The 18,123-nt window shown below is 36.5% G+C and carries 14 protein-coding genes and 1 riboswitch; of the genes, 2 read left to right on the forward strand and 12 right to left on the reverse strand.

All coding sequences use genetic code 11. The annotated features are described in order from the left end of the window. Nucleotides 1-28 precede the first annotated feature (28 nt). From ACHRV5_RS02555 to ACHRV5_RS02610, 12 genes are all read right to left on the reverse strand, one after another. A complete protein-coding gene (locus tag ACHRV5_RS02555; protein ID WP_395425632.1) occupies nt 29-664 on the reverse strand; it encodes an MgtC/SapB family protein in 636 nt (211 codons plus the stop codon). A 65-nt stretch (nt 665-729) separates the two neighbouring features. Beyond that, complete coding sequence (locus ACHRV5_RS02560) at nt 730-1,224, reverse strand: SRPBCC domain-containing protein (protein WP_395425633.1); 495 nt, start codon at nt 1,222-1,224, stop codon at nt 730-732. An 838-nt stretch (nt 1,225-2,062) separates the two neighbouring features. Further along, nucleotides 2,063-3,010 (reverse strand): DUF4465 domain-containing protein, encoded by a 948-nt coding sequence (locus ACHRV5_RS02565; protein ID WP_053004275.1) that lies wholly within the window; start codon nt 3,008-3,010, stop codon nt 2,063-2,065. Nucleotides 3,011-3,087: 77 nt separating this feature from the next. Then, entirely contained in the window at nt 3,088-4,317 is a 1,230-nt protein-coding gene (locus tag ACHRV5_RS02570) for a hypothetical protein (protein WP_395425634.1), read from the reverse strand. Between the two features lie 4 nt (nt 4,318-4,321). Next, nucleotides 4,322-5,569, reverse strand: coding sequence for a hypothetical protein (locus ACHRV5_RS02575; RefSeq protein ID WP_395425635.1), 1,248 nt, complete (start codon nt 5,567-5,569; stop codon nt 4,322-4,324). Between the two features lie 37 nt (nt 5,570-5,606). Beyond that, nucleotides 5,607-6,893: a cell surface protein gene (locus tag ACHRV5_RS02580; protein ID WP_395425636.1), complete on the reverse strand. Its 1,287-nt coding sequence runs from the start codon at nt 6,891-6,893 to the stop codon at nt 5,607-5,609. Between the two features lie 12 nt (nt 6,894-6,905). After that, complete coding sequence (locus ACHRV5_RS02585) at nt 6,906-8,051, reverse strand: DUF5074 domain-containing protein (RefSeq protein ID WP_395425637.1); 1,146 nt, start codon at nt 8,049-8,051, stop codon at nt 6,906-6,908. Beyond that, entirely contained in the window at nt 8,048-10,096 is a 2,049-nt protein-coding gene (locus ACHRV5_RS02590) for a TonB-dependent receptor (RefSeq protein ID WP_395425638.1), read from the reverse strand. The genes ACHRV5_RS02585 and ACHRV5_RS02590 overlap by 4 nt, the downstream gene beginning before the upstream one ends. 116 nt (nt 10,097-10,212) lie before the next feature. Beyond that, a riboswitch (cobalamin riboswitch) is annotated at nt 10,213-10,420 on the reverse strand. A gap of 477 nt (nt 10,421-10,897) precedes the next feature. Further along, entirely contained in the window at nt 10,898-12,157 is a 1,260-nt protein-coding gene (locus ACHRV5_RS02595; RefSeq protein ID WP_395425639.1) for an NAD(P)/FAD-dependent oxidoreductase, read from the reverse strand. Nucleotides 12,158-12,243: 86 nt separating this feature from the next. Beyond that, entirely contained in the window at nt 12,244-13,578 is a 1,335-nt protein-coding gene (locus tag ACHRV5_RS02600; protein ID WP_395425640.1) for a DEAD/DEAH box helicase, read from the reverse strand. A 269-nt stretch (nt 13,579-13,847) separates the two neighbouring features. Beyond that, nucleotides 13,848-15,386: a DEAD/DEAH box helicase gene (locus ACHRV5_RS02605; protein WP_047777470.1), complete on the reverse strand. Its 1,539-nt coding sequence runs from the start codon at nt 15,384-15,386 to the stop codon at nt 13,848-13,850. Nucleotides 15,387-15,494: 108 nt separating this feature from the next. Beyond that, on the reverse strand, nt 15,495-16,028 hold the full coding sequence (locus ACHRV5_RS02610; RefSeq protein ID WP_395425641.1) for a DUF6155 family protein: 534 nt from the start codon (nt 16,026-16,028) through the stop codon (nt 15,495-15,497). Nucleotides 16,029-16,131: 103 nt separating this feature from the next. Here ACHRV5_RS02610 and ACHRV5_RS02615 point away from each other — a divergent pair, with 103 nt between their 5' ends. Both ACHRV5_RS02615 and ACHRV5_RS02620 read left to right on the forward strand, forming a co-directional pair. Beyond that, nucleotides 16,132-16,419 carry a DUF3817 domain-containing protein gene (locus ACHRV5_RS02615; RefSeq protein ID WP_047777466.1) on the forward strand — a complete coding sequence of 96 codons (288 nt, stop codon included), beginning with the start codon at nt 16,132-16,134 and terminating at the stop codon, nt 16,417-16,419. Next, nucleotides 16,412-17,668, forward strand: a complete 1,257-nt coding sequence (locus ACHRV5_RS02620; protein WP_047777464.1) for a mechanosensitive ion channel family protein — start codon at nt 16,412-16,414, stop codon at nt 17,666-17,668. Before ACHRV5_RS02615 ends, ACHRV5_RS02620 begins: the two co-directional genes overlap by 8 nt. Nucleotides 17,669-18,123 lie beyond the last annotated feature (455 nt).

The following is an 18,123-nucleotide window of genomic DNA, read 5'->3' on the forward strand; positions in this document are numbered from 1 at the left end:
TCCTCGTAAGTATAAATCGTACAATCCTTTAAGATTCCATAAAATCGATATACTCTGCTTTAAACATACCGTCAAAAAAAGCAGTCAGATGTTCTGCTTTCCCATGTAACATCCAGGTTAAATGTATTTTTTCGCCATCCCGAACCTGACGTACCAGTTTGTATTTAATTTTAAGGGCCTTCATTTCTGATTCACAAAGCGTAAGAGCATTCGATTCTCTATTACTGCGAATATAAAAGCTACGCGATTGATTAAGACGGTCTATTCGTTTTTGTAAAGAAGGCAATACGGCCAGTATAAATAAAATAGACAAACTCGCACAAGCCGAAGCAAAATAGTAGCCTGCTCCTATTCCCATTCCCACAGCTGCTACAGTCCAAATGGTGGCTGCAGTAGTGATTCCGCTAATGCGATTATTTCCGCGAAAGATCACTCCCGCTCCTAAAAACCCAATACCGGTCACGATATTTGATGCGATGCGATCGGGGTTTCCTGAACCTCCAATAGCAATTGACATGATGGTGAAAAAACAGGCTCCAAACGAAATCATAATCGTTGTACGAAATCCGGCCACTTTACCATGATACTCCCGTTCAGCGCCTACAAGTCCACCCCATAAGAGTGCCAAAAAAAACCGAATTAAAATCTCAATATCAAAAATCATTTTTTATCTTTTAGTAGTAAATAATTAAAAAATGCATTTCACATAGGGTACAACCAAAATAGATCCTAATTGTTAATCATCGGATCCAAATCGGCATCTTTATTACGTAAATCCAGACCGCCTTCGTAAACTGATTTCAGGTTACACAAGTAAAAATGCCAACCATTTGAACAGCCTAATCTGACAAATTTCTTAGAAGAATCATCCGTTGGAATGTTGTGTTGTTTTAATTCGACTATGGTATAGCCATTAAATTTACTCAAATTAACATCTACCAAACACGTTCCTTCAAAGGTAAATTGCAATTGGTCTTTTCCATTAACTGATTTTAGGGTTCCCTTCATGTTATCATCATAAAGATACCACAACCATTCGTACCCGTTTCCTTGAGATGCATTGCTGTTTTTATCTATTGTCTCGTCAGTTGCATTAAAAAAATCAGCTTCTTTGAGAAACCATTTTTCCAATTCACCGGACTTGGTCCAGGCATTATAAATCGTAGCGAGATCAGCCTTGATCGCAATTTTTTTTGTAAAGGATGTCCAATCAAAATTTTCCATATCTAAAAATAGTTTTAGTTTACTTAATAAATTTTATTCCGCTTTTATCTGTAAGCACAAAAACAATCCTTGAAAACAGAGTAACTCCGAACCTTAAATCTTCTAAATATTTAAATTCATTTTACCTAAGATCAAATAGTTGTCTTACAAAATAAAGATTAAAAATAAAGCATTTTATTGAAATACAGGCATGGTGTAATTTGAAAATGTAAATCTTTTTGCTACCAATTTCACGAATTGGCACCAATTATTTTTTGCCACAGATTTGCTTCGCCTGTTCACTATTGCTCGAGTCACAGATTAAAAGGATTTTTTTTACTGTTTGCTGATTTATCTTCAGAACAGTAGAATGTTAAGAATTATCAAAAAAGTCTCACGCAGATTTTAGCGAAATGACATAAAAAAATCCGCAAAATCTGCAGAATCTGCGTGAAAAAGTATCTCAACTAAATGACATTGTCTTTATTCCTGAGGAGTATACTTAAGATCAAACATTAAATATCTTTAGCCAAAATATACTGTGTTTCTTTCGGCTAAAGCCAACTCTAAACCCCTAAATCATTTACCTCCAGCTAAAGCAGGAGGCAATTCAAATGGTAACAGATTCAAAAAATAATAATTAACTACAACTGCGATTAATCATACTATTCCATTTCAATCCGGATGATAGGATTGATTAGAGTCAAATCCATTTAATCTGTAAAATCTGTGACAAAAACAAAAAAATGACCATAGATGATTACTAATTCTCAAATGCAATCTGAGAATTGTTTAAAAGCAAAAAACCATTTCAAAATAAAATCTTGAAATGGTTTTTGCAATAAAAACGATGTGTTTCTTAGTTCACACGTTTTACAGAAAGTTTGTCTAAGCAGAAATAAGCTGCTGTATTCATTCCGTATACTAAATCAGAGTCAGTTGAAGCCATTTGGAAAACAAGGTATTTAACATTCCCTAAACTTTGAAGATCTGATGTGCTTACATTGATCCAACCTGTTGGCATTACTAAAGATCCTCCAGTATAATCAGCTAATGAGCGTACGATTGGGCTTGTCACCACTCCGCTTGCATTAACTCCATAGATTAACAATTCAAAATGATCTCCTGATGCAAAAGCTCTTGCGAAACCATCTCCGTACAGACAACCGTAGTAAGGCCATGGGTGCATGTTTACTTTTAGTCCTTTCACCTGGTATGATGCTGTGTTACCAATTTTAATCCAGTTAGAGAAATTAGCTTCGCTAAAAGTAGTACCTGCCGGATTTTTAGGATCTGTATAACTAGACCAGTACGCTAAAATAAATGGATCTCCTGTTGTTCCCGGAGTTCCTGCAGCAATTGTACCAGCAGTTCCTGAACCACTTCCTGCCATAGTTCCCCATTGATTCGCTACCCAGCCATTAGATCCGCCTGAACCTGCTCCTGATCCGAAATTGGTAATATTATTTACGTTTGACACGATAAATCCATCCCAGTAATTATATCCTGATGATACGGCAGTGTGAGCAAATGTAAAGATGTCTACAGTAAGTTTAGTGTTAGATACATACGTATTCTCCCAGTATTTACCACCGCTTGTTGTTGTACCGTTGGTTAATAAGGCACTTGTAAGATTAAGAGTTGTTGTGGTTCCTATTGCAGGATCTGTAACCGCTTTCTTTCCTGTTACACTTGTATTGTATTTTACAGCACTTGAGCTGTCATTCATTAAGGTATCGTCTTCATTGTTACAAGACGAAAGCCCTAAAAGCAATCCTACGGTCAAAAAATAAACTACTTTTTTCATTATTTATAAAAATTAAGGTTAATATTCATGATTAATTGTATTGAAATCTTTTTCTTTAAAATAGGGAGCTCTTTAAATTATTTGCCCGTAGTAAAATTCAAATCTTCCACTTCTTTAAAGAAATTGGTCAGTAAATCTGAAGCTCCGATTTCTATTAATGTCGGCACATACACTTTTACAAAATCGACTCCCGGTAAATGCACTTTGTTTCCGTTGCTGTCAACAGCCCAGCTAATATCAATTGAAGGGTCTTTAATTCCACCATAACCCCACTCAAAAGTGCCTACATTAAATGCTTTCCCTGAACCGTCACTTACATCTTTTACAGGCAAAGACACTTTTGTACCTTTTACCGTATAAGAATCTCCCACCCATTGCGGATAGTAATTGTTATACTCCCCTCTTGCTGTTTTTGTGATAAAGCCATTGGCGCTCTTATTGTCGCTCCATTTAAGATACTCTTTGTCAAATTGCCAGTCTAAAGCCCCTGCTACAGGCACTTTATCCGGATTAGGTCTGTGATAAGTCACTTCATAATTCTTAACGGTTGAAGATTTGCGGTATTCACTTCCTGCAATTTCATACCATTCATTATCGTCAGCGAGTCCATTTTTATTAGCATCGTAGGCAACGTATACGCTAACAGGAGTAAATTTTACAGTTGAACTACTGTTCATTTTAATTGTGAAGTCACGTTTTCCGTAGGCATTAATTACCGTATGGTCAAAACCAACACTAATAGAACCACCAAAAGTACCCAGGGGGATCACGCTTTCTTCCATAAGTTCTTCGCGAACCCTTTCTAAAACTTCTGCCTTTGTTGCAAATTCATAATTATCCATACCATAGTGCGGAGAAGGCAAATAATCCAGAAGCGTTAATGCTTTTGAATTGTAAGTTTTACCCGTTTCCGACACCGTAACTTTAGTCGAAGCTTGTTTGACTACTTTATCTACTGTTACTGTGAAATCTACGGTGTAGTTGTTTGCTAAAGGAGCTATAAAATGTAAAATTTTCGCATCACCGATAACCGAATCTTTAGTCGCTCCGGCTTTATCAGTTACTTTTAAAGTCCATTTGTATTGTGGAGTAAGTCCATTACCGTTTTCGATTACAACTTCGGGATTTACCTCTACTGCTTTGTATCTTTCTACGGTGTAATCTGCTTTTAAGCTTAATTTGATGGTGGGATCCACAGCTGGTTTTGGATCAACGCTTACTGGATCCTCTTTTGGGTCGTCGGAACTACAGCCGAAAAAAGCACTGAAAGCCAACACATACAAACTATATTTTATATATTTTTTCATATCCTTATTCTTTTTCTTTTACTCTTTTTAGGTTATATTTTTTTAACAAATGAAGATCTCCTGCTCCAGAAAATTTAGTAGCCATAGAAGACTGTTGAATGCATAATCCCATTGGTTCACTTACACAGTTCACTACTTTTATAAAATCTATACCAGGAAGATTTACTTTATTTCCTTTTTTATCAACTGCCCAATCAATGTCTATATCCGGGTTTATTGCATTCACATAACCCCACTCAGGAGCTGTGAAATTCCATAAAGTAGTCTGTGTAGGACGTACCGGTTTGAAATCAACATTCAATCTAATTCCTTCAAAAACAGTCGTTCCTTCGGCAATCCAGCTTGGGTAGTATTCTTTTTTAGTTTTAGCTCTTGGCAGGTAGTACGATTCGTTCTGATTGTTTTCACAGAATAAATGTTCACGATCAGAAAAAGGATCATTAGGACCACTTACAACTACAGGTTTGCCTGCTGCCGGTCTATGGTAAGTAATTTTAAAATTCTTGATGGTAGTTTCCTTAGTGTGACTGCTTCCTGCGATTTCAAACCATTCGTCCTCGTCCGGTTTTCCGTTTTTGTTTTTATCATAGGCGATATAAATAAGTCCGGGTGCTGGTGGATTTCCTTTATCGGTTAAAACACCTCCGTAAACTCTAAAATCTTTTTGTCCCGGAACATTTACAACTGTATGGTCAAATCCAACTGTAATTGATCCTCCAAATCCACCTAAATCAATCGGATAACCAACACTGGTTTCGTTTATCCTTCCCAAGGCAATTTTCATTACGTCAGCTTTAGTGAATCCGGTCGTATACAAATCATTGGCAAACATGCCCGGTGCAGGGTTAAAATCATAAATAGCAGTTATATAAGGATTGTAATTTTTAACTTCATTGGTTACGTTTACAATCGTTTTTTTACTTGCTTTTTTATCTGCTTCTTTTACGTTTAGAGTAAATTCATATGCCCCAGCGTATATGGCAATAAATCTTAGGTCTTTTGTATTTCCAACGATAGAATCTGTCTTTTGATTGACTGGATTTTTTGTCATTACCCATTCATAAGTCGGAGCACTGCCTTTAGCGGAAGCTGTAATATCTAAAACACTAAACGCTGCTACTTCATACTTATCCTGAAGTGTAATTGCTATTGGGTTTGCAACCTCTGCTTCAGCTTTGTCATTATCGTTACTGCATCCTATGCACAAGAAGGCAAAGGCAAGCAACAATAAATGGCTAACATTTTTTTTCATAATTTCTGATATAATAATTTTGGTTTATATTCTTTGTTTAAGGTCTGGTTGCGATATTTTCACCCAAAAGATGCAAATCTGTGGCACCCATTATTTCTGTCGAAGTTTCGCCCAACCATCCGGCTTGCTGGTTAAGACCGTTGTAAACTTTTACAAAATCAATCCCCGGAAGATGAAGTTTCTTTCCGTCTTTATCGATCGCCCAGTCAATATCTATTCCGGAATCATTGTCATTGTTTGGAGCATTATCTGCATAGCCATATAAAAAGGCGTATTGCACGAAGTAACTTCCTTTACCACTTTCATCAACGGCATTATCCGGTAATCTGGTGCCTTTAAAAGTGATGGACTCCTGATTTCTAAGCCATTTTGGCCAGTAATCTAAAGAATGATTGTAGGCATTGTTTTGTACTAGATACCCGCTTTTTCCCTGATTGTCTTTCCAGTAGATGTATTCCATATCTACAAATCCTACACTGCCTGTAGTACCACCCGGAACTGGTATTTTGTTTGGATCGGGTCTGAAATACGTGATTTCGTAATTGTGAATTGCTTTCTCCAATTTATGACCTGCTCCTTCTATTTCGTACCATTCGTCGTCAGGAAGACCGTTTTTATTTTTATCATAAGAAACCATTATTACACCTGCTTCACTGCTTCCTCCGCGCATAGTAGCGTCTGGTTTTGGATTCGCTTCTGCCCAAAATGCATTTCCTAATACTCTAAAATCACGTTTGCCTTTTATGTTCACAATAGTATGATCAAAGCCGAAAACAATGTAACCTCCAAAGGCACCCAGCGAAAGCAGATCCCCATTTTTCTTAACCAGATAACTATTGGCTCTGCTCAGGATCTTTTCAAAAGGTTCTCCGTCGTTGGCGGCTGGTAAATCGTTTATGAATTGTCCCGGAGCGGGTTTAAAATCAAATACTTTGGCGATATACGTTTTAAATTCTTTCGCTTCTTTACTTACATTTACTTTCACTTTTTGGGTCTGTACATTCCCTTTATCGTTTATAGTTACTGTTAATTCGTAAGTACCCGTTTCTGTTGCTGCGAATAAGGCTTCTTTTTCAGTTGCGTTAGCTAAAGAATAATTTTCTGATGGTGCCGTGGTTACACTCCAACTATAGGTGGCTTCTGTGCTTACAATCCCTTTAGAAGTTACCGTTACTATTGCAGCCCTTTGTACGCTATACCCGGAATCATCTTGGCCTGTATTCCCATCCTCTTTACTTTCGTCACCACCGGAACAATTTACCAGCAACAATACTGCCGGCAAAAGCAACACCAATCGGAACTGTTTTAAAGCTATTTTTAACATAATTTGGTTGTTTTAGTTTTTTAATATAAAAGCAATATGCGCGGGAATATTTCCTGCTGTTGTTTTCCATTTTAATTTACCTTCCGGCGTGAAACAATAGATGTACCCTGTCACCACATAATTCTGAGCGTCTGAAATGTATATTTCTTTGGTTTCCGGATTTACCTGAAGTCCATACGGAATCATAATCTGTTTCTCTGTTCCGTCTGTGATGATCTGATTGCTGATGATCTTTTTAGTTCTCGTATCTAATATGCCATAACTTATCTTATTACTATTGGTGAGATAACTCCATGAAACCCCGTAGAAATAGAGTAAATCGTCAACGATACACATTCCGGAAACCGGAAAATCCAATTGCATTTTTTTCTCGTCAGTTTTGGTGTCGATAACAAAAAGGTTTGAAGGTGTATCATAATAGTCACCGCGGGAACTCACATAAATATCACCACGACTGTCTATTTGCATACTAAAGAGATTTATACCCACGTCTATTTTTTTGATCTCAGTAAAGGTTTCCAGATCAATTACAGATACAGTTCTGTCGTAATTAGGTACGCGATATCCTCCCGAATTTGCTACATACAATTTGCCATTGTGTACGACCATTTGTTCCGGTTGGTAGCCTACTTTTACTTTTCTTTTTATTTCTAATGTCGTAGTGTCGATCTCGGCTACAAAGCCTATCTCGGCATTGGGATCAATAGCCACGGGGCCTGAGTAGGAACTCACATAAGCCTTATTTTTGTAGAAAGCCATATAACGACAATTGGGCACATCAATTTTTTTGATGCGTTTTGCTGTCCACTTGTCTATTACTTCTATTTTGTTCGAGCAGTTTATCACGGCGTAAACCTTGTTGCCGTATATTTTTATATCATTACCTACGTCTCCTAACTCTTTTACAACTGTCGGATTGCGTTCAGAATAAATATCGGTTGTATAGTTTCCGGTCCTGTAATTAAAGATGTCTATACTGGCCCTGTTCATGCCCATATTACCCTCGTTAAGGAGGTAAAAACCTTCTATTTTCCCGTCATTTCTTGGTGCGGCAACATTTTTGTCTGAGGATAAAAAAATGGTTTCGTCTTCTCTGCAGGAAGTAAAAGCAAGAGCGATAAATAAACTTAGCAGTATTTTTGAAAGGTTCTTTTTCATAGCGCAATACTTATTATAAATTTAAACGTACGACCCGGCATCGGGTAATTGTAGATCACCTCATAGTGTTGATTCAATGCATTGTTGACTTCTACAGTCCCCTTAATTTTATAATTTTTAACTGCGAAAGCTTTCTGTACCGAAAAATCGTGGGTGTACCAAGGCTGTACTTCATTGACCTTTATGTTGTTTACGTTTCCATTAAAACGTTTGCCAACATAGATATAACTGTAATTAAAGTTCCATGATTCATAGTTGGCGTTTAGTATTCCGGATCCGCTGTGCCAAGGCGTATAGGGGATTTGGTCTCCGTAAGATGAAATTTCCAAGCCTGCGAATTTTGTATAATCTCTGCTTTCAGAATACGTATAAGTCAGATTGGCGACTAAGTTTAGTTTGTTAAAATGAGTTCCCATATTCAGAACAGATTCTATTCCTTTTCCTTTAACTTGTCCGATATTGGTCATCATCCAGCGGAATAAATTTCCGGTTGGTGCTGCTACGATCTTATCTTTGGTATTGGTATAATAACCGTCAACCTGAATCGAAAAGGCATCAAAAAAACCTTTCCCTACCGGTAAATTATAGGTAAAACCAAGGTCGTACTGGTTCATATATTCCGGTCTCAAAGTACTGGAGCCAACCATGGTGTAATACAAATCATTAAAAGTGGGCATTCTGAAAATACGTTTTGCAAACGCTCTTAGATTAAAATCATGTCCTTTAAATGGAGTGTAACCCAAAAACAACGCAGGTGTTGCTTCTGTTTTATCCGGAGCTTTTGCATTGTAGCGCACCTCTTCTTGTACATGCGTGCCTACAAGACTTCCCAAGACTTTAAGCCCTCCAAGTCGGTAGGAACTGGCAAGAGAAACTAAGGCGGTATAACGTTGCGGATAAGAAAATAAGGTTTGAATTCCTTTTCGTGTTGCGTTTAATCGGTTGTATTGCAGATCTGTGGACAACGAAACATCCCACGTTGGTGTTATACTGTACATATTAACGGCAGAAAAATAGATTTCCTGTTGGTAGTAACTATCGTCAGATTGGGCGCCTTCGGTTACTGTTTCTCCTAAAATTCGGGTCGTATCTCGGGCAACATAATGTGTGTAATCGTAGGCGTATTTTGCTCTGGCCTGAAATTTATACTTCTCGCTAACTTCTTTCACTAAAAAAGCCTGAGCGAAAAAATTCTTATCATATTGCCTGAAACCGTCTTTGAACTTATTCGCCACAATAGCTCCCGGTGCTCCCCTATCTGAATCGTAATAATACACCTTGGCATCCCAGGAACCTTTATTTATTTTTCCGTAAAGCCCTGATTCTACTCTTAAAGCTTCAATATCACTGTTCATTCGGGTCGCTGTAGTATCATAAGCCAAAGAACCATCCTGATTGTTTCTGGTGTATCTGTATTTGTACTGCCCATTAGACTTGATGTACTCTGAACTAACACTCATGCTTACTTTGTCGCTCAACTTCTGCTCCCATCGGAATGAAGGATTGATATAGTTGATAGACATCGTTTTGTAACGGACTAAAAGATTCGTTTTTTTGGCACCTTCAAAAACTGGTCGTTTCGTTCTTAAGTAAATCGTAGAGGCAGCAGCAAAGTCTTTGGCAGATTGAAATATTTCGCTTTTTTGTCCGTTGTACATGGTTAAAGATTCCATGTCGTCTAAGGAATATTTCCCTAAATCTGTAACTCCGTTTTGTGCATTGCCCAGTTGAATTCCGTCATAAAAAACACCTACATGATGAGTTCCCATATTACGTACATCAACCGTTTTAAGGCCACCAAGTCCGCCATAGTCTTTGATTTGGGTTCCTGCAAAATATCGAAGTGCGTCGGCAACGTTATGGCTGGCCAGGTTTTCGAGTAATTTTCCTGAAAGCGTTTGTACGGGAATTACCTCCTGAAAAGGTTTTGATTTTAGGACGACCTCTTTTAAAACCCGTAAACTGTCCTTTTTTACCTGAGCTTGAGGTAAAAACGGGATCAATACAATAAAAAAGAATACAAGCGTTTTTGTGGTATTATGCATCACTGATTTTATTAAATAAACTTTCAGAGATGTAAATAACAAGAAGCAATAAGACACATTCCGTCTATAAAAATAGCAGGGAATATTCTTGTTCTTCAACTTTATACCACGAAAGTCTTAAACTATGTGATTATGGCAGGTCTCCTGACTTATTCTATCTTTAAAACAGCCTTCCCATTCGCTGTAGCAAACAGTGGCATTAGAAACGTTTAAAGACTTATATAGAACTTACAGTAGCGGGTCTGCTCAGGATTTACACCTGATTCCCTTTTAACTATTCTCTAAAAAAACTTAGAAAAATAGACCAAAATCTGCGGCAAATATACAATTATCTTTATAATATTAAGAACTATTTAATACAATTGCTCTTACCCTAATAAAATAAAAACATCTTCCGAGTGAAAAGACTTTTAATTACTGGTATCTTATTGAATCCAAATAAGTAGAAAACAACAAAAAAAATAAAACCAAAAAGCCGAAAACGTAAGTTTCCGGCTTTTTAAATTTTTGGAATTTGGAATTCACACTATTGTCAATTCCGAGATACTAAAAATCACACAAGTTGCTCCATTCTCTATTTTTCGCAATTTTGTCATACTGAGGGACGAAGTATCTTCACGAGTAATTCCGTAAAGTAAAGCGCAACGGTATGGATTCAGCAAACGTAGATCCTTCGTTCCTCAGGATGACAAACTGTGCAGAGTTTCTGGTGCTATTTCTCGACTTCGCTCGAAATGACAGAAAAACAAATTAGCGTTTGGAATTTGGAATTTGGAATTTGGAATTTCAAAATATTAAAATTTAACTCCTCTTATCCGGTCTGATAATCATTCTCAAAGATTGATCTCGTGCAAAATAAGCCACCATCCAGTTCCAGAACGTATTCAGTCTGTTTCTATAAGTAATTAACGATATTAAGTGTATAAACAACCAAATAATCCAGGCAAAAAATCCTTTAAAATGCCATTTTGGACTTGGTAAATCTACTACAGCTTTATTTTTTCCTATAATGGCCATCGAGCCTTTATCGTTGTAAGTAAAAGCTTTAAGAGGCTTCTTGTGAACCATCGCTTTAAAGTTCTTCGCCAGATTTAACCCTTGTTGAATGGCAACCTGAGCTACCTGAGGATGTCCGTCGGGGAATTTTTGATCTCCTGCTAAAATAGCAGTATCACCAATGGCATATACATTTTCAAGACCATTCACTTTATTGTATTGATCCGTTGCCATACGTCTGCCACGACCATAACTTTCTGTTGGAATACCCTCAAAAAGTTTAGCCGAAACACCGGCTGCCCAAATTAGATTTTTGGTCTGAATCGTTTCTCCGTTAGCAAAATGCACGGTATCATTAATATAATCGGTAACACGGCTGTTTAGTTTTACGACAACTCCCAGTTTGGTTAACGCTTCTAAAGTATCTTTTTGTGAAGCTACACTCATTGGAGCCAATAAAGCATCTCCCCCGTCTACTAAATAGACATTACTGGCAGATGTTTCTAATTCCGGGTATTCTTTGAGCAATATATTTTTACGCATTTCAGCAAACATTCCTGAAACTTCCACTCCGGTAGGTCCTCCACCTGCCACCACAATCGTTAGTAATTTACGGCGTTTGCGGATGTCTTTGGTTATAGCGGCTTTTTCGAGGTTTTTAAGCAACGTATTTCGCATTTCGATGGCATCATTTAAGGTTTTCATCGGAATGGCGTTTTTCATCACGTTTTCCATGCCAAAATAACTAGTTTCTGCTCCTGTGGCAAAAACCAGATAATCGTAGCTCAATTCGCCATTGTTTAAGATTACTTTATTCTCTGCAGGAACTACAGAAACCAGTTCTCCTAGACGAAATTGAAGGTTCTTTTTGCCGGCAAAAAACTTTCTGTAGGGATAACTAATGCTGGAAGGTTCCAGAAAAGCGGTTGCAACCTGATATATTAGTGGTGGGAAAAAATTGTAATTGTTCTTGTCTACAAGTGTAACTTGAATTTGAGGTTGATTTACAAGTTCCTTCGCCAGATTTATACCTGCAAACCCACCTCCAATAATGACTATTTTCATATATATTGTTTTACGAATAAGATAATTTTCTTTTAAAATCACCTTAAAAGTACAATATAATTAAACAGCTACAAAGCCAACATATCTTACTTTTTGAATTTTTTAACAGGTTTTTCAACTACATCGATTTTGTTCTGCAAAACATAATTTGCTAACAGTTTTTCAATCAACTCCTCTTTGGTTAAATGATGAAAAACAGTTTTTACTTTTGTTTTTAATTCAGCAGAAAGATCATGATTCGGTTTGGTTTTGAAAATTTGTTTTGCCCAAAGAAGTGTATTGTTTTCCTCTAAACTTACTGCTGTTGGCTTTTTAAATTCAATGAATTTTAAATCCAATTCTTTTTCAAATTCAGCAATTTCAGCCACTTCCTCCTCTTGCAAAACAGTTAAAGAAAGTCCTTTTGCACCCGCTCTGGCTGTTCTTCCACTTCTGTGAACGTAAGCTTCGTAAGTATCCGGTAAATGATAGTTGACTACATAAGAGATTTCTTTTACATCTATTCCTCTGGCAGCCAAATCTGTAGCAACCAAAATATTGATGTGTCCTTCACGAAATTGCTCCATAATTCTATCACGAATTCCTTGTGACAAACTACCGTGAAGTGCTCCTGAAGAAAAACGGTTTATAGCCAGATTTTTAGCCAGTTTATTTACTGCTGCTTTAGTTTTACAGAAAATAATACCACGTTCCCCTTCTCTCGAATTCAAAAAGTGCATCAGGACATCCAATTTTTCAATCGGATCAACCACTATATATTCGTGATCAATTCCCTGATTACCAATTGTCTCCATATCGGCACTAACCTGAATTACATCTTTGTGTAAATAATTCTGAACCAGTTGCTTAATTGTTCCGGGCAAAGTAGCCGAGAACAATAAAGTACGGTGTTTTTTTGGCAATTCGGCAATGATTTCGTCTAAGCTTTCTTTTAGAATAGAAACCATTTCGTCCGCTTCATCTAAAACCAAAAATTTTGTTTGTTTTAAGTCAACAGCTTTGCGTTGAATCAAATCAATTAAACGTCCCGGAGTTGCTACAACAATATGGGTTGGTTGTGCAAGACGCTCCATTTGTGGTTTTATTGGAATTCCACCACAAGTAGCTGCAATAGAAAGATTTGGAATGTGTTTTCCAAAGTCTTCCAGGTTTCTGAAAATCTGATGTCCAAGTTCTCTTGTTGGCACCAAAATAACAGCCTGAACAATTGGCGATGTGGTATCGATCAATTGCAATAATGGTAATCCAAAAGCTGCTGTTTTTCCGGTTCCGGTTTTGGCTAAACCTACCAGATCGTGAGTTTCGGCCAAAAGAAGCGGAATCGTTTTTTGTTGTATTTCTGTTGGCTCAACAATATTCAATTCGCTTAACGCTTTTAAAATTGGCGCTGAAATTCCTAATTCTGAGAATGGTTTAGACATGTTTTTTTTAATTTTAAATTTATGAGTTTAGATTCCGGATTTACCTATGGTCTCTAAATTATTGAACCATTAAGGGATTAAGTTTCATTAAGCGTTGAACTTAATTTTTCTAAATACCTTAATGGTTTATTCTTGAATGAAATTCCAATTTTTTAAATTCCAAATTCCAATTGAGGGGCGCTCGCTTCGACTTCGCTCAGCGGGACAACCTGAAACCTGAAACTTGAAACCTGAAACTTGAAACTGAGACTAAGAAACTTTCGCTACTCTCAATCCGGCTCGTTCATGATTTTCTCGCGGTATTTTTTACCGATTAACAGGACCATTTTTAGTTTGTAATCGTCAACCAGCCATTCGCGGTAGTTTTTACTACATTGACTCAGACATTTTGCGTAACGTTTAATACGGCAATCGATATCGTCATCCAATTCTTTACCAAGAGATTTTGCTTCTTGCAAAGTTTCTGTATTGTCTACACACATTGAAGCGTGTTGCTCTAATGATTTGTCTAATACTACTTTTGAACGTAAGTTTTGCTTGATGATTAGTTTGTGTTCTTCATCAACATCAAAAGTTACATCTGCGGTTTTACTGAATTTTGCGCGTAATTCCGGTGGCATGCTGTATTTGAAATACAATTCAATTTCCGTATCATCACGAAGGTTTTCAAGGTAAAACTCTGGGGATTTAAAGATGTGTTGCCAGTTTACCGGCTCACTCCATAAACCAAAACGAGCCGCATTATTACCCAAATCGATTACTGTAAACTCGTCTTTACCAGGTAATTTACGAGATCCACGACCAATCATCTGGTAGTATAAAGTTAATGATTTTGTTGCTCTGTTCAAGATAATAGTTTCAACCGTAGGCTCATCAAAACCTGTGGTCAAGATTCCAACCGATGTTAAAATCGCGTCCGGAGTCTTTTTGAACCATTGTAAGATATCTTTACGTTCTTCAGAACTGCTTGTATTATCAAGGTGTCTGATGTCGTAACCTGCTTCTCTAAACGTTTCATATACGTACAATGACGTATGAATACCATTATTGAAAATCAACGTCTTTTTTCCTAACGAACGTTCTGTATAGGCATGCAAGAGTTTTTCCTGCATGATGGTGTTGGTATATAAATCGTCAGATGATTTTACGGTGTAATCTCCGTTAATACCTACTTTAAGCGACGTTAAACCTACATCATAACTGTATGTGGTAGCGCGCGCCAAAAATCCTTTGTCAATCAATGAACTAATGGTATCACCCACAATAAGTTCATTGTAACTTTGGTGCATTGGTAATTTTATATTCGAACTCAAAGGAGTTGCTGTTACTCCAAGAATAAAAGCATTTTTGAATGAGTTTAATAACTTACGAAATGAGTTGTAGTGTGCCTCATCGATAATAACCAAACCAATGTTGTCAAGGTGTAGCTTCTCGTCGTTGATACGGTTTTTTAAAGTCTCAACCATTGCCACAAAACAAGAAAAATCGTTCTGATCCGGTAATTCTTTTACTTTACTGTTGATGATTTTGTTGGAAACTCCGAAGCCTTTCAGCATTTTCGAAGTCTGTTTGCAAAGCTCGATACGGTGGGTTAAAACAACTACTTTTTTATCATTATTAGCCAAATAGCGACGAACGATTTCAGAAAAAATTACTGTTTTTCCTCCACCGGTCGGTAATTGATATAATAAATGATGTTGAGTAGGAGCATTGTCTAAACGATCAAAAATGGCATCGATGTCACCTTTTTGGTATGCATAAAGTTCTTTTTTCTCTTCTCTTTCTATTTCTAAAGTGTTTTGAGACATTGTAAATTTTTGGATTTTTGCAAAAGTACACCTAAAAAACAGTTTTTCATCTTATTTTAACTTAAAATAAATGATTCTTTTTAATAAGATTTTTTATAGGAAGTGTTTTTATTGGTCGATTTTCTCCAAAAGTATCTCAAATTCGTAGCTGTTTTTCCACTTTTGTTGCATTGTTTCTTGGTAAACAGAAACGATTCGGGTCTTAAATTCACTCAAAACACCATTAGAAATGGTAAAATGTATGAGCTGTTCAAAAGAATTCAACATGCTTTTAAAAAACAATTCCTGCTTGATCGGGTTTTGAGCGGAATAAGTTTGTGCGATTTCAATATTATACAGCATCACATCTGCAATTACAAACGGATCAACTCCAAGTGATATAAAATGTTTGATGTATTTCTGTGCCACAGAGCGACGCATTTTAGCTTTTGGCCGCCTCCTGGCCTGTGGCTTTTTTATCGGAAAATATTCCTGTGAAATCTTAACCTTACACTCCTGTAAAAGCTTATCTTCTTTTGGATTAAAAGCAAAATCATAATAGGTTTTTACGGGACTGAATTTCTCATACAATTCGATAATTTGTTCTTCGAGTTGTTCTTTATTTAATTCTGCCAAGTATTTTTTTAAATCACGTTTACTCATTATCAAAGTTTAAGATTGTAAAAGTAAATTACTTTTGGGTTTCATACTCATAATGCCGACGATAATACTTAATTTTGCCTCTATAAACTCAAAAAACAAATACATGCTCAAGATTTTTAAAGTTACCGCAATTTTAGAAGGAATCTCTTTTTTAGTATTAATAGCCAATATGCTTTTTCTTAAAACAAACAATCCGGAACTCTATCACACTATAGTACGCCCTTTCGGAATGGGACATGGCGTGTTATTTATTGCTTATGTTGTTTTAGCCTTTTTATTGAAAAAATCTCAAAACTGGGATTTAAAAACTTTCGCAATCATTCTAATCGCTTCTTTAATTCCTTTTGGAACTTTTTATATTGAAAAAAAATATTTAGAGCACAATGCATAAACTTTTGGATAAAATATTTAATTCTTTATATCCTGTTTTTAGAGATTGGGGAATGAGTCGCAACTTTGCGTCTTATGTCAGCCTGATTTTTAATATCATCATCTTGGTGGTACTGGCTTATATTATTTATTATGCCGCCAAATTTCTTTTGGTAACGCTGACAGCTGTTTTTGCGCAACGCACCAAAACAAAATTTGACGATTATTTAATTCAGAATAAAACAACGAGATATACCGCTTATCTAATTCCGTTTTTTTTCATTTTTAAAGCCGTTCCCGTAATCTTAGATAAATACGAATACTGGGAATCTATTTTTGGAAAAATTGTTGGGGTTTATATCGTTTTGCTGGGCTTATGGATCGTCCGAACCATTTTTAATTCCCTACGCGATTATTTAAAGCAAAAACCGGAATACAGCGACAAGCCAATTGACAGTTTTGTTCAGGTCATCATGATTGTGCTTTGGATTTTTGGTGTTGCTATTATTATTTCGAAATTATTTGGAATAAAACAAGGCGAATTACTGACCATATTAGGAACACTTTCGGCGATTATCATCTTGATATTCAGAGATACTATTTTAGGATTTGTATCGAGTGTTCAGGTAGCCATAAACGACATGGTTCGAATTGGTGACTGGATTACAATGGATAAATTTGGCGCTGATGGTGATGTTATTGAAATTAACCTGACTACGGTAAAAGTTCGAAATTTCGACAATACCATAACCACAATTCCAACCTACGCTTTGAGTTCCGATTCCTTTCAGAACTGGCGCGGGATGCAAAAATCAGATGGAAGACGTATCAAAAGGCATGTTTTGATAAAAAGCAGCAGCATTCGTTTTCTGAACGATGAAGATCTGAATCAGATGAAAAAAGTACAGCTGATTAGCCCTTATATCGAAAGCAGACAAGCTGAAATTGAAAAATACAATGATGTACGCGGTATAGATAAAACTTTAGCGCTAAACGGCCGAAACATGACGAATCTTGGATTGTTCCGCAAATACATCATGCAGTATTTAATTACGCATCCAGGACTTAATAAAGACATGCATATGATGTGCCGTCAATTGCAATCTACTGCTCACGGTGTTCCGTTAGAGATATACGCTTTCTCAAGTGATAAACGTTGGGCCAATTACGAATACATCATGGCCGATATTTTCGACCACGTCATGGCTTCTGTAGAATATTTTGACCTTGAAATCTTCGAGCTTCCTTCTAAGATAGGGCATTTCGAGTAAGTATTTTTTTTTTTCTAAACCATATAAGTTATATAAGTTCATATTAACTGGAGTCTAAAATAAGCACAAAGCTTAAATGGACTTATATTAACCGGAGTCTAAAATAAGCGCAAAGCTTAAATGGACTTATATGACTAATATGGTTTAAAACCTCGCCTTTTCTCTAATCTTATTTCTCTATAAGTTCATATAAACTGGAGTCAAAAAATTAGCGCAAAGCTTAAATGAACTTATATTAAATGAAGCCAGAAATAAGCGCAAAGCTTAAATGGACTTATATAACTTATATGGTTTAAAAACCTTGCCTTTTCTCTAATCTTATTTCTCTATAAGTCATATAAGTTCATATTAACTGGAGTCAAAAAATTAGCGCAAAGCTTAAATGAACTTATATTAACCGGAGTCAAAAATAAGCGCAAAGCTTAAATGGACTTATATAACTTATATGGTTTAAA

The sequence above is a fragment of the Flavobacterium sp. FlaQc-52 genome (genome assembly GCF_044007495.1).
GTDB lineage: Bacteria > Bacteroidota > Bacteroidia > Flavobacteriales > Flavobacteriaceae > Flavobacterium > Flavobacterium cupriresistens.

Coding starts and splice junctions, on each gene's coding strand:
- ACHRV5_RS02555 (WP_395425632.1), bottom strand. CDS start 664: ATGATTTTTGATATTGAGATTTTAATTCGGTTTTTTTTGGCACTCTTA.
- ACHRV5_RS02560 (WP_395425633.1), bottom strand. CDS start 1,224: ATGGAAAATTTTGATTGGACATCCTTTACAAAAAAAATTGCGATCAAG.
- ACHRV5_RS02565 (WP_053004275.1), bottom strand. CDS start 3,010: ATGAAAAAAGTAGTTTATTTTTTGACCGTAGGATTGCTTTTAGGGCTT.
- ACHRV5_RS02570 (WP_395425634.1), bottom strand. CDS start 4,317: ATGAAAAAATATATAAAATATAGTTTGTATGTGTTGGCTTTCAGTGCT.
- ACHRV5_RS02575 (WP_395425635.1), bottom strand. CDS start 5,569: ATGAAAAAAAATGTTAGCCATTTATTGTTGCTTGCCTTTGCCTTCTTG.
- ACHRV5_RS02580 (WP_395425636.1), bottom strand. CDS start 6,893: ATGTTAAAAATAGCTTTAAAACAGTTCCGATTGGTGTTGCTTTTGCCG.
- ACHRV5_RS02585 (WP_395425637.1), bottom strand. CDS start 8,051: ATGAAAAAGAACCTTTCAAAAATACTGCTAAGTTTATTTATCGCTCTT.
- ACHRV5_RS02590 (WP_395425638.1), bottom strand. CDS start 10,096: ATGCATAATACCACAAAAACGCTTGTATTCTTTTTTATTGTATTGATC.
- ACHRV5_RS02595 (WP_395425639.1), bottom strand. CDS start 12,157: ATGAAAATAGTCATTATTGGAGGTGGGTTTGCAGGTATAAATCTGGCG.
- ACHRV5_RS02600 (WP_395425640.1), bottom strand. CDS start 13,578: ATGTCTAAACCATTCTCAGAATTAGGAATTTCAGCGCCAATTTTAAAA.
- ACHRV5_RS02605 (WP_047777470.1), bottom strand. CDS start 15,386: ATGTCTCAAAACACTTTAGAAATAGAAAGAGAAGAGAAAAAAGAACTT.
- ACHRV5_RS02610 (WP_395425641.1), bottom strand. CDS start 16,028: ATGAGTAAACGTGATTTAAAAAAATACTTGGCAGAATTAAATAAAGAA.
- ACHRV5_RS02615 (WP_047777466.1), top strand. CDS start 16,132: ATGCTCAAGATTTTTAAAGTTACCGCAATTTTAGAAGGAATCTCTTTT.
- ACHRV5_RS02620 (WP_047777464.1), top strand. CDS start 16,412: ATGCATAAACTTTTGGATAAAATATTTAATTCTTTATATCCTGTTTTT.